Source organism: Blastomonas sp. (assembly GCF_041747255.1).
In the GTDB taxonomy this organism is placed as follows: Bacteria; Pseudomonadota; Alphaproteobacteria; order Sphingomonadales; family Sphingomonadaceae; genus Blastomonas.
This window is the reverse complement of the sequence record NZ_JBGTFM010000360.1, coordinates 1-11,878: the sequence shown is the minus strand read 5'-3', so window position 1 is coordinate 11,878 and position 11,878 is coordinate 1. Positions and strand designations below refer to the sequence as shown.

8 protein-coding genes are annotated in these 11,878 nt (G+C 60.6%); 6 read left to right on the top strand and 2 right to left on the bottom strand.

Going from position 1 to position 11,878, the window contains the following annotated elements; all coding sequences use genetic code 11:
- The 3 genes from ACEW8G_RS12280 to typA form a co-directional block, all read left to right on the top strand.
- The coding region (locus tag ACEW8G_RS12280; protein ID WP_373488703.1) for a hypothetical protein at positions 1–1,260 on the top strand (1,260 nt) is incomplete at its 5' end.
- A 202-nt stretch (positions 1,261–1,462) separates the two neighbouring features.
- Positions 1,463–2,143, top strand: a complete 681-nt coding sequence (locus ACEW8G_RS12275) for a lysostaphin resistance A-like protein (RefSeq protein WP_373488702.1) — start codon at positions 1,463–1,465, stop codon at positions 2,141–2,143.
- Positions 2,144–2,412: 269 nt separating this feature from the next.
- Complete coding sequence (gene typA, locus ACEW8G_RS12270) at positions 2,413–4,248, top strand: translational GTPase TypA (protein ID WP_373488701.1); 1,836 nt, start codon at positions 2,413–2,415, stop codon at positions 4,246–4,248.
- Positions 4,249–4,313: 65 nt separating this feature from the next.
- Here typA and ACEW8G_RS12265 read toward each other — a convergent pair whose 3' ends face one another.
- Positions 4,314–5,537, bottom strand: coding sequence for a GNAT family N-acetyltransferase (locus ACEW8G_RS12265; protein ID WP_373488700.1), 1,224 nt, complete (start codon positions 5,535–5,537; stop codon positions 4,314–4,316).
- A gap of 169 nt (positions 5,538–5,706) precedes the next feature.
- Here ACEW8G_RS12265 and folE point away from each other — a divergent pair, with 169 nt between their 5' ends.
- A complete protein-coding gene (gene folE / locus ACEW8G_RS12260; protein WP_373488699.1) occupies positions 5,707–6,321 on the top strand; it encodes a GTP cyclohydrolase I FolE in 615 nt (204 codons plus the stop codon).
- Between the two features lie 136 nt (positions 6,322–6,457).
- Here folE and ACEW8G_RS12255 read toward each other — a convergent pair whose 3' ends face one another.
- Complete coding sequence (locus ACEW8G_RS12255) at positions 6,458–6,934, bottom strand: peroxiredoxin (protein WP_373488698.1); 477 nt, start codon at positions 6,932–6,934, stop codon at positions 6,458–6,460.
- A 204-nt stretch (positions 6,935–7,138) separates the two neighbouring features.
- Between ACEW8G_RS12255 and ahcY the strand changes: the two genes are divergently transcribed.
- Positions 7,139–8,554, top strand: a complete 1,416-nt coding sequence (gene ahcY, locus ACEW8G_RS12250) for an adenosylhomocysteinase (protein ID WP_373488697.1) — start codon at positions 7,139–7,141, stop codon at positions 8,552–8,554.
- Positions 8,555–8,677: 123 nt separating this feature from the next.
- Complete coding sequence (locus ACEW8G_RS12245; RefSeq protein WP_373488696.1) at positions 8,678–11,875, top strand: amidohydrolase family protein; 3,198 nt, start codon at positions 8,678–8,680, stop codon at positions 11,873–11,875.
- Positions 11,876–11,878: the final 3 nt, after the last annotated feature.

Sequence of the window (11,878 nt, the reverse complement as noted above, 5' to 3'; positions counted from 1 at the left end):
ACGCGCAAAACCGCGATAGCCGATCGCCGCGCCGAGGTGATCAGCGAGTTGCGCCGTGGCTTTGAATACAGTCCGGATGATGCGCCGCAAACCGGCGATACCGCACGCATCGTTGAGAGCCTGGGCTATGTGCTCACCGAGATCCGTGCTCAGGTGATCATCGCGCAGTCGGTCGAGAGCCCTCAGGCGCTGGATGCAGCGTTTGCGCAAACCTGCCACGTCACCGCGATCAAGGCCTGCCATGTCGAGGCCGCAAGGTTTCTGGCGACGGGCGCCACGGATACCGAGCGCCGCGTTGCCTGGCAGATGCTCGCCGGGCTTGAGCCCGGTGGCGGGGTGCCGCTGCGCATGGCGGTGGCGTGGGACATCACCGATGGCGCGCCCAAGCTGATCGGCATCGCCACCACCGACGGCGAACCATTACCGCCGCGTCTCGTCAACAATGGCGGGGAAGTCATTTTGCACCTGCCCGCGCGCACTGCCGGCTCGGGCGAGGGCAATGCTGACGTGCTGTTCCTCGATCGCGGCGGGCAATGGGTGAACATCGGCATGACCACTTGGAAAGACGAACTGCCCGCGCTGCTGCCTACGGGGATGGCGCTCTGGAAGGGCGTGGAATACGGCTTTCACGGCCTCGGCAGCAGCTTCCCGGTCTGGCGCGAGGGCGATGGCAATTGCTGCCCGACGGCGGGAGAGGCTTATGCGAGCTTCAAGATCGTGGATAACCGGCTGAGCATCGATACGCTCGATTTCAGGCCCGGCCCTGCGGTGTTGGTCAGGCCCTTGTCATGCTCAATATTGCGGGCGGAATATCGCGCGCCCTGGCCCAGCGGCTTTTTCATGCGCTTCGTGAAGCCAAAATTTGCGCCCAACGCCCAAAGCGATCTGGTGGCCATCCTCGAACAGCGCGACGAGGATGGCGCGGTGATCTTCCTGCGCCATTTCGCCTTCGCTGGATCGAACGGCTTCGGCAGTGCGTCAATCATGGCGGTGGATGGGCCGGGCGACGACAACGGCCCGCCGAACCTCATCGACAGCGAGACCACCGAGACGCTCTATTTCCATGCCTTCACGGGCGAAACCAATGGCCTCAAATACATTGCCGATCCGCCGCAATCGATAAGCCCGGCCCCCTTCGGTCTGTTCCTGCCTGATTTGGCGCGCGCTATGTGGTACGACGGCATTCCCGATCCGAAAGGTGGCCCGCCGTTGCGCGTCGAGATGCCGCGCGATATGTGGCACGGGGTGTGCGCAGAGTAGGCAACGCGGCAGGCCCACCGGGCAAAATCGAGCAATAAAGCTTATTGTGTTTAGTCGTCAGCTGGTTGTAGCTCGGCAAAGCGGTAGACGGCGTGAGGATGAAGCTGTTTTGTCGGTGCGAGCTTTGACCGAAGTAGGACGGACGGCTGGTCTGCTGTCACTCTTGGCCGTCGCGCTTATCCCCCCGCTGGAGCTCGGCATAATGGCCGTTCCATTGGTTGCTGGACTGGTTCTGGCAGTTCTTGCAATTCGATACCGAAATCAGCATTCCTTGGTCTTTGTGATCGTGTTTGCGTCAGCGTTTCTTGTTTTAGCCGCGCTGCTGAAAGACCTTTTCACCTGGCCGTGGCATCTGCTCGTTCCGCTGATGATCGCAGCGATGGCCGCGCGTGTCTGGGAGCCAAAATCGCGCCTTTCGCTGGGTTGGCAATTGGGCGAAGCAAATGCGCAACTGTGGCTTGCAGCCTTTGCGATCGCAAGTCTTGCGACGGTCGCCTTGGTGACCTGGGCCGAGCTTTTACAACCCAATCTGGAGAGCTTCCGTGCGATGGTTCCCCGTGGCAACATACTGGTGCTGATTTCTGCGGCGCTCGGCTTTGCATTGCTCAATGCGACGATGGAAGAGCTGATTTGGCGCGGCGCGATCCAATCCTGGTTGGCCGGGCACACCAGCATCCGGCTCGCCATTCTGATTCAAGCCCTGTCGTTTGGCGCACTGCATTGGGCAGGCTTTCCAAGCGGATGGTCGGGTGTCGCTCTCGCTACGTTTTATGGTGTCATGCTCGGATGGCTGCGGCACGCAACGGGCGGACTTGCTGCCCCAATCGTGGCTCACATCCTTGCTGATATAACCATCTTCCTGTTGGTACTTGGTTCATCTTGATGAAGTCGTGACTCCATGACCGAGGAAGGGCAAACTAAAAAAAGCATGCCTTTCGTCCTCAAGGCTCGCTCAGTTTGAGCCCGTCGCAAGCCACCCGCTGCGCGTTGGCCCCTCTTAACTTCGGCTATCAAGAGAAGAGAGCGACGACAGCATGCCCCCTGCCACGCGCAAGTTGTTGCGCCGCAGCAAGCCATGGGCTATGGGCCCGGCGAGAGTGGCGTGCCGGGTGACGGTCGCCCGGCAATCCCCGCAAGTTACAGGCTTATTTCATGTCCCTTCGCAATATCGCCATCATCGCGCACGTCGATCATGGCAAGACCACCCTTGTTGACCAGCTTTTCCGTCAGTCAGGCACCTTCCGCGACAACCAGCGCGTTGAAGAGCGCGCAATGGATTCGAACGATCTCGAAAAAGAACGCGGCATCACCATTCTGGCCAAGTGTACCTCGATCGAATGGGATGACCAGCATGGGGGCCTGACCCGCATCAACATCGTCGACACCCCGGGCCACGCCGATTTCGGCGGCGAGGTGGAGCGCATCTTGTCGATGGTCGATGGCGTGATCCTGCTGGTGGACGCAGCCGAAGGCGCGATGCCGCAGACCAAGTTCGTCACGGGTAAGGCGCTGGCGCTTGGGCTGAAGCCCATCGTTGTCGTCAACAAGATCGACCGTCCCGATGGTCGTCCGCAGGACGTGCTCGATGAAGTGTTCGATCTGTTTGTCTCACTCGAAGCCAGTGACGAACAGCTCGATTTCCCCGTGCTGTTCGCCTCGGGCCGCAACGGCTATTGCGGCGACAGCGCCGACGTGCGCGAAGGCACGCTCGAGCCGCTGTTCAAGAAGATCGTCGAGCATGTCCCCGCGCCCTCAGCCGACCCCGATGGCCCGTTCAAGTTTCTCGTCACCCTGCTCGACCGCGACAACTTTCTGGGACGCATTCTCACCGGTCTGGTGTTCAGCGGATCAGTTAAGACCAACCAGCAGATCCATGCGCTCGATCCCCTGGGGGCGATCGTTGAGACCGGGCGTGCGTCCAAGATAATGGCGTTTCGCGGGCTTGAGCGCGTGCCGGTAGACATCGCCAACGCGGGCGACATCATCTCGATTGCGGGCCTGACCACCGCAACCGTCGCCAACACCATCTGCGAACCTTCAGTGACCGAGCCGCTGCACGCGCAGCCGATCGACCCGCCGACGCTATCGATGCGCTTTGCGGTGAACGACAGCCCGTTTGCGGGCCGCGAGGGCACCAAGGTGACCAGCCGCATGATCCGCGACCGCCTGCTGCGCGAAGCCGAATCGAACGTCGCCATCAAGGTGACCGAGGCCGCTGACAAGGACAGCTTTGAGGTTGCCGGGCGCGGCGAACTGCAGCTCGGCGTGCTGATCGAGACAATGCGCCGCGAGGGTTTTGAACTCGGCATCTCGCGTCCGCGCGTGCTGTTCGCCGAGGACGAGGGCGGTAATCGCACCGAGCCATATGAAACTGTGGTCATCGATGTCGATGACGAGCATTCGGGCACCGTTGTCGAGAAGATGGCGATCCGCAAGGCTGAGATGACCGACATGCGTCCCTCGGGCGGCGGCAAGACCCGCATCACTTTCAGCGCGCCTTCGCGCGGGCTGATCGGCTATCACGGCGAGTTCCTGTCTGATACGCGCGGCACCGGCATCATGAACCGGTTGTTCGAGAAATATGGACCCTACAAGGGCCAGATCACCGGGCGTCAGCTTGGTGTGCTCATCTCGAACGGCACCGGCGACACGGTAGGCTATGCGCTTAACGCATTGGAAGACCGTGGTGCATTGTTCATCGGATCGGGTGTGCCCGTGTATGAAGGCATGATTATCGGCGAGAATGCCAAGCCCGATGACCTTGAAGTCAACCCGATGAAGTCGAAGCAGCTGACCAACTTCCGGTCGACCGGCAAGGACGACGCCATCCGTCTGACACCGCCGCGCCTGATGAGCCTGGAACAGGCGATCGCCTATATCGACGACGATGAAATGGTGGAAATCACCCCCAAGAATATCCGTCTGCGCAAGCGCTTCCTCGATCCCAACGAGCGCAAGAAGCAGAGCCGGAAGAAGGAAGCCGCCTGACGCCCTTGTGGATGTGCAGTCGGTGATAGTTGCCGACTGCACAATCATTGCCGCTTCGCCGTCGCTTATTCGCCCATCGCGATTGCGGCTGCAGCGAATGCGAGGCCGGGCAGCACCAGGCGGTCCATTTGCACTGCGCCCGATCTGCCGATCTCTCCGAGCGATGCGGTCAGGCCAGCAGCAAGCGCGAGGCTGATGGATTCGGTTGTCTGTTCCCAGCGCGGCTTTAGCGCTGCAGCGAGCACAGGGCCGCGCACGAATAACAGGTCGACCAACTCCGGGCCTGCAACCGCGCCCAGATCACGCTTGTAGCCGTTGTCGCCCAAACCCCAGTCGAACTGACGTATGCCACGAGCAATCGCGTCGTCGATCAGCCATGACGTGACGATTTGACCCGGGCTGAAGCGGGCCATCTCCTCAATATAGCTTGAAGCAATGCCATATTGGACATCGCCGGCTTGCAAATCGAACGAAAAGGAAATCGGTCGGTCAGCGACATAAAGAATGGTCGCGCGCAGTCTGCCAGCGATGACCGGATCAGCAGCAACAGTCTGCCAGTGCTGCAGACTGGCGGTATTGATAAATTTGGCGCCGGAATGATCGGTTTTTGTGCCAACCCAACTGTCTGCCTCAATCGCAGCCAGGTCGTCCCAGACCGTTTGATTCCAGTCGTTACCGCTGTGGAAGGCCACGCGCAGCTCGCCATGGGCGTCTCGCAGTTTGCGTTCGTAGCTGCGCAGCTTGCGCTGTCGCGATTTGCTTGGCCAAATGCCCTGTTCGACCTGTTCGGCAATGTTTTGAACGAAGCTGGTGCCAAGGTTACGGGTGAGGACGGACCATCCCATATCGCGCGCGACCCGAGCCAGGCGCTCGACGGCCGGATCATTGCTGTAAACCGGGCCGATCCGCAACGCGGCACCGATGTTGCGCTGAACGATCGCACAGCCAAGAAACGCAGCGATTTCAGCATCGCTGGCATCTTTTGCCATCGGGAAACTGCGATATGGCCAATAGCTTGCCGAGACGGCGCGTGCGCGCAGCACCATCGGCCCGATGGCGCGAGTGGGGATCGCAAGGATCGGCGTGCCATCGCGTCGCCGCGCCAGCAGCGTGCACGTCACCCTGTGCGTGTCGGCCTTGTACCAGGCACGGCGCATGAAGCTGCGCGCTGGGTCTGTCGTATCGCCAAGCTGGTCGAGCGCTGCCGGCAGGCCAGCTTCCAGCGCGCACGTGATCACGTGGGCCTGCTGCGTTTGATCGTTCAATCTGGCGGAGGCTTTCTGGCCCATGGTTGCTCCTGCTGCCGGTCGGTCTCTTACCGATTGCCATCAAAAGCATACCTTTCGGTAAATGCGGCAGCATTGCGCGCTATGACGTCTTCTGGCCTGTGCCTTGCAGTCCCTTCCGCCGGTTCCTATTTGACATGCATCAAGATAAAAGAGGGGCAGCAGCAAAAACATGCTTTATCATGAAGCCGACGACGACAATGATCTGGGATCGAACAGCAAGATTCCGGTTCCCGAGCACGTTCAGGAGGCGATCACCACGCTATTGCGCTGGGCGGGCGACGATCCACAACGTGAAGGCTTGCGCGATACGCCGCTGCGGGTGGCAAGGGCATGGCGCGAATATTGTTCAGGCTATGATGAAGATCCCAGCACCCATTTGAGCCGCACCTTTGAAGAGGTCGGCGGCTATGATGAGTTGGTGCTGCTCAAGGACATTCCCTTCCAGTCACACTGCGAACACCATATGGCGCCGATCATCGGCAAGGCCTCAATCGCCTATATGCCGCGCGACCGGGTGGTTGGCATCTCAAAGCTGGCGCGCGTGCTGCATGGCTTTTCTCGCAGACTGCAGGTGCAGGAACGGCTGACCGCAGAGGTTGCCGCGTGCATCTGGGAGCATCTCAAGCCGCACGGCGTAGCAGTGGTGATCGAAGCCAGCCATAGCTGCATGACCGCCCGCGGCGTTCGCACTCCTGGCGTCAGCATGACGACGAGTCGCTTGCTTGGTTGCTTTCTCGACGACCATCGCAGCCGCGAGGAAGTGTTGAGCCTGATGGGGTATTGAACAGCCTTTTCTCTCTCCTTCAGGGGAGAGACGCGAGACTTGGCGGCTTGCCGCTTAGTCGCAGCAGAGAGGGGCAAGCTGCATTGCATTCCCCTCTCCCAACCCTCTCCCCTATAGGGGAGAGGGCTATTTTCAATCAAAGTTGCTCAAGCATGTAATCCGCGCTGCTCACCTTGAAGTCGCCGGGTTCCTCAACGAACAGTTTGTCGACCACGCCGTCCTTGACGACCATTGCGAAGCGCTGGCCGCGCTTGCCCATGCCGAAGCCGCTGCCGTCCATGGTGAGGCCGACCGCTTCAGCAAAGTCGCCGTTGCCATCGGCGAGCATGGTAATGGCATCGGCATTGGCACCCTTGCCCCATGCACCCATCACGAACGCATCGTTGACCGCCGTGCAGGCGATCTCGTCAACGCCCTTGGCCTTCAGCGCATCGGCCTTTTCGACGAAGCCGGGCAGGTGGCGTGCCGAGCAGGTGGGGGTGAATGCGCCGGGTACTGAAAACAGCGCCACGGTCTTGCCAGCAAAATAGTCCTTTGCCTCGACCTGTTGCGGTCCTTCAGCGGTCGCGCGGACAAACTTTGTGTTTGGAATGGTGTCACCGACTTTGATCATGGGCTTTGCTCCTGTTTGGGTATGAACGGTTGTTGTGCATGTCGTCCGACCGGCGCTGCATTGCAAGCGTGATGCACGCGCCAGCGGCAAAACATCATATAAAGGAATCTTTATATTTGATCGAATGCACAAGTCTGGCTATGGGGGCGACGTGTCCCGCTGGCCCCTCTGGCCTGTCCGGGTCTGTTATTCAGGAGAATATTTGTGGCCAGTGCCCCGACCCTAGAACGTGATTATGTCGTCGCCAATATCGATGACGCAGAATATGGCCGCAAGGAAATTGCGATTGCCGAGACCGAAATGCCCGGCCTGATGTCGATCCGCGAGGAATATGCTGCTGAGCAGCCGCTGAAGGGTGCAAAGATCACCGGATCGCTGCACATGACCATCCAGACCGCCGTGCTGATCGAAACGCTTGTGGCGCTGGGCGCTGAAGTGCGCTGGGCGACCTGCAACATCTATTCGACGCAGGACCACGCTGCTGCTGCCATCGCGGCGCAGGGCATCCCTGTGTTCGCCATCAAGGGTGAGAGCCTTGAAGAATATTGGGAATATGTCGATCGCATCTTCGATTGGGGCGCCGAAAAGGGTGAAACCTGCAACCTGATCCTCGACGATGGCGGCGATGCCACGATGTATGCGCTGTGGGGCGCGCGTGTCGAAGCTGGTGAAGAACTGTTCACGCCTTCAAACGAGGAAGAAGAATATTTCGTCAAGGTTTTGAAGCGTCGTCTGGCGCAGTCACCCGGTTACCTCACCAAGACCGTGCAGAACATCAAGGGCGTTTCGGAAGAAACCACCACCGGTGTCCACCGCCTGTATGACCTCGCCAAGAAGGGCAAGCTGCCGTTCCCCGCGATCAACGTCAACGACAGCGTCACCAAGTCAAAGTTCGACAACAAGTACGGCTGCAAGGAATCGCTGGTTGACGGCATCCGTCGCGGTACCGACGTGATGATGGCGGGCAAGGTCGCCGTCGTGTGCGGCTATGGCGATGTAGGCAAGGGTTCGGCAGCATCGCTGCAGGGCGCGGGCGCCCGAGTCATCGTCACTGAAATCGATCCGATCTGCGCGCTGCAGGCGGCGATGGACGGCTTTGCGGTGCAGACGCTCGAAGACGTGGTCGCAACCGCCGACATCTTTGTCACCACCACCGGCAACAAGGACGTGATCACCCTCGAGCACATGCGTGCGATGAAGGACATGGCGATCGTCGGCAACATCGGTCACTTCGACAATGAAATCCAGATCGGTGCGCTGGAAAACATGAAGTGGACCGAAATCAAGCCGCAGGTTGATATGATCGAGTTCCCCGGCGGCAAGCGCATCATCATGCTGTCGAAGGGCCGTCTGCTCAACCTGGGCAACGCCACTGGCCACCCCAGCTTCGTGATGTCTGCGAGCTTCACCAACCAGGTGCTGGCGCAGATCGATCTGTTCAAGGGTGAGAACAACTACGAAAACCAGGTCTATGTGCTGCCCAAGCATCTTGACGAAAAGGTTGCACGTCTGCACCTTGAAAAGCTGGGTGTGAAGCTGACCGTGCTGACCGACGAGCAGGCCGATTACATTGACGTCGCCAAGACCGGACCGTTCAAGAAAGACGAATACCGCTACTGATCGGTTTTTCCGTTCATCGAAAAGGCCCGTTCCGCAAGCGCGGGGCGGGCCTTTTTCGTTTGCGGACAAAGCGTCAGCGGCTAGCGTGGAGCCAGACAATAAAAAACTCGGGGAGTGTCCTGTATGCTTAAGTTTCGCCTGTCCGCCGCTATTGCGGCGCTTGCCCTGTCGATGCCCGCAATGGCACAGGACAAGCCAGCCGCCTGGGACGTCAACGCGCCGCCGATGAAGACCCGGACAATCCCGATTCGCGTCGATGAGGGCACGTGGATGAACATCGATGTGAGCCCAAACGGCGATTCCATCGTGTTCGATCTGCTCGGCGATATCTATACCATGCCAGTGTCCGGTGGCACGCCCAGGCGGATTGCCGAGGGGCTGGCATTTGAGACGCATCCGCGTTTTTCGCCCGATGGCGGCCGCATCGCCTTCACGTCTGATCGCGGCGGCGGCGACAACATTTGGATTATGAACGCCGATGGTTCAGACAAGCGCCAGCTCACGAAAGAAACCTTCCGGCTGCTCAACAACCCGAGTTGGAGCCCGGACGGCCAGTATATCGTCGCGCGCAAGCATTTCACCACCGGGCGCTCGCTTGGCACCGGAGAGCTGTGGCTCTACCATGTCAGCGGCGGTAATGGCGTGCCGCTAGTCAAGCGGCCGAGCGAGGCGCACCAGAAGGAGCTCGGCGAACCGGCGTTCGCACACGATGGCAGCGGCATCTTCTACAGCAAGGATGCAACCAGCGGGCCGACCTTTGTCTATGCGCAGGACAGCAACGCGCAACTGTTTGTCATCGAACGCTATGATATGGCCAGCGGCAAGGTCGAGCGGATTACCGGCGGCCCCGGTGGCGCGGCACGACCCGAGCCGTCGCCCGATGGCAAGTATCTCGCATTCGTGCGTCGCGAGCGTGCGAAATCAAAGCTCTACATCCGCGACCTGACCAGCGGCGAGGAGCGCAAGATTTACGACGCGCTCGATCAGGATGTGCAGGAAACCTGGGCAGTGCACGGGGTCTATCCCAATATGGGATGGACGCCAGACAGCCGGCAGCTCGTCTTCTGGGCGGGCGGCAAGATACGCTCCATCAATGTCGCGAGTGGCACGGCAAGCGTTATCCCGTTCAACATTGCCGACAGCCGCACGATTATTGATCCGATCCGTCCGCAAAAAGCGGTTGCACCCGACAATGTCGCTGTGACCATGCCGCGCTTTGCCAGCGTCTCGCCCGATGGCAGCCGCATGGTCTTTGAGGCTCTGGGCAAGCTGCACAGCCAGCCTGCGAGCGGCGGCGCGGTAACGCCGCTGGTCAGCAACGGCGGCACAGACTTTGAACTGTTCCCGGCATTTTCGCGCGATGGGAGCCAGATCGTCTATGTCAGCTGGGATGATGCACGACTGGGCGAGCTGCGCGTGGCGGGTGCAGGCGGCGGCGAGGCACGCACCATCAGCACCCAGCCCGGCCATTACCGCCGACCGCAGTTTTCGTCCGATGGCCGCAGCGTCGTCTATGAGGCGGGCAGCGGCGGCGGCCTCACATCGGACAGCTGGGGCGGGTCTTCGGGCATCTACCGGCTCGACCTTGCGAGCGGCGAGGCGAAACGGATCGCCGTTGACGGCGAGGAGCCGCATTTCGGCGCTGCATCAGACCGGGTATTCTTCAGCAAATCGGTCGCAGGCAAAACCGCTCTGGTCAGCACCGATCTCAACGGCGAGGCCGAGCGCACCCACGCCAGCGGTGAACTGGTCAGTGCCTATGCGCTGTCCCCCGATGGCCGCACGCTCGCTTTCCGCCAGAACTATGCCGCGCATGTGATGCCGTTCATGGCGGGCGCGGTCGATCTTGGCGCGGGCAAGGGCGGTGGCGCGCTGCCCGCGGTGCAGGTCAGCGAGGGCGGTGCGACCTATCTGCAATGGAGCCATGGTGGCCAGCGGCTCAATTGGTCGCTGGGACCAACGGTCTATTCGGCGGAGGTGGCGCGCGCGATCGGCGCTGGCCCGGTTGGCAAGGCGGACGCCAAGTTTGCACCACCCAAGAGCGGTGTTGCGATCAACGTCAGTGCACCCGCAGACAAGCCATCGGGCACCGTCGCGTTCACCAACGCGCGTATCGTGACCATGGCCAGCGATATTGGCGGCATCATCGAAAACGGCACGTTGGTGGTGCGCGACAACCGCATCATCGCAGTGGGCTCGAATGTTGCAGTGCCAACAGGCGCGCAGATCATTGATCTGGCGGGCAAGACGATCATCCCCGGGCTGGTCGATGCGCATGCGCACGGGCCGCAGGGGCTAGATGACATCATCCCCCAGCAAAACTGGAATGCGGTCGCGCATCTTGCGTTGGGCGTCACCACGATCCACGATCCATCGAACCGTGCATCCGAGATTTTTCCTGCAGCCAGCTATCAGCGCGTCGGCAAATATCTGGCACCGCGCATTTTTTCGACAGGGGAAATCGTCTACGGAGCCAAGGCACCGGGGGTCTATGCCGAGATCGAAAGTCTGGCCGATGCGCGCGCACACACCAGCCGTCTGAAGGCGCAGGGGGCACACAGTGTCAAGAACTACAACCAGCCAAGGCGTGACCAGCGCCAGCAGGTGGTCGCGGCATCCCAGGCGGACAATCTGGCCAGTGTCGCCGAGGGCGGTTCGCTGTTCGGCATGGACATGACGATCATCGCCGATGGCAACACGACGCTTGAACACAACATCCCGCAGGAACGGTTGTATGAGGACGTGCGCAGTTTTTTTGCCCAAACAAAAGTCGGGTATACGCCTACTTTGGGTGTAACTTATGGCGGCCCGGCAGGGGACCCCTATTGGCGCGCCCATACCGATGTGTGGACGCATCCGATCCTCAGCAAGCATGTGCCACGCAGGCGGCTGGAAGCGACCAATGTGCGCCGTGAAATTGCGCCTGAAGAGGATTATTCGGATACCTGGTCGGCGCGCGAAGCGGCTGAGCTGGCACGGCGCGGGGTGCCGGTCAGCATCGGCGCGCACGGCCAGGAAGAGGGGCTCGCCTCGCACTGGGAATTGTGGTCGTTCGTCAAGGGCGGTATGACGCCGGTTGAGGCGCTGCGTACCGCAACAATCAGCGGCGCGCGCTCGCTGGGTTTTGACCAAGACATCGGGTCGCTTGAGACGGGCAAGCTTGCCGATCTGGTGATCATTGATGGCAAGCCCGATGTCGATATCCGCCAGTCTGACAAGATCACGCATGTGATGCTTAATGGTCGGCTTTACGAGGTGCCGACGATGAACGAAACCGTGACTGGTACGGCCACGCTCAAGCCCTGGTATTGGGAGAAATAGCGC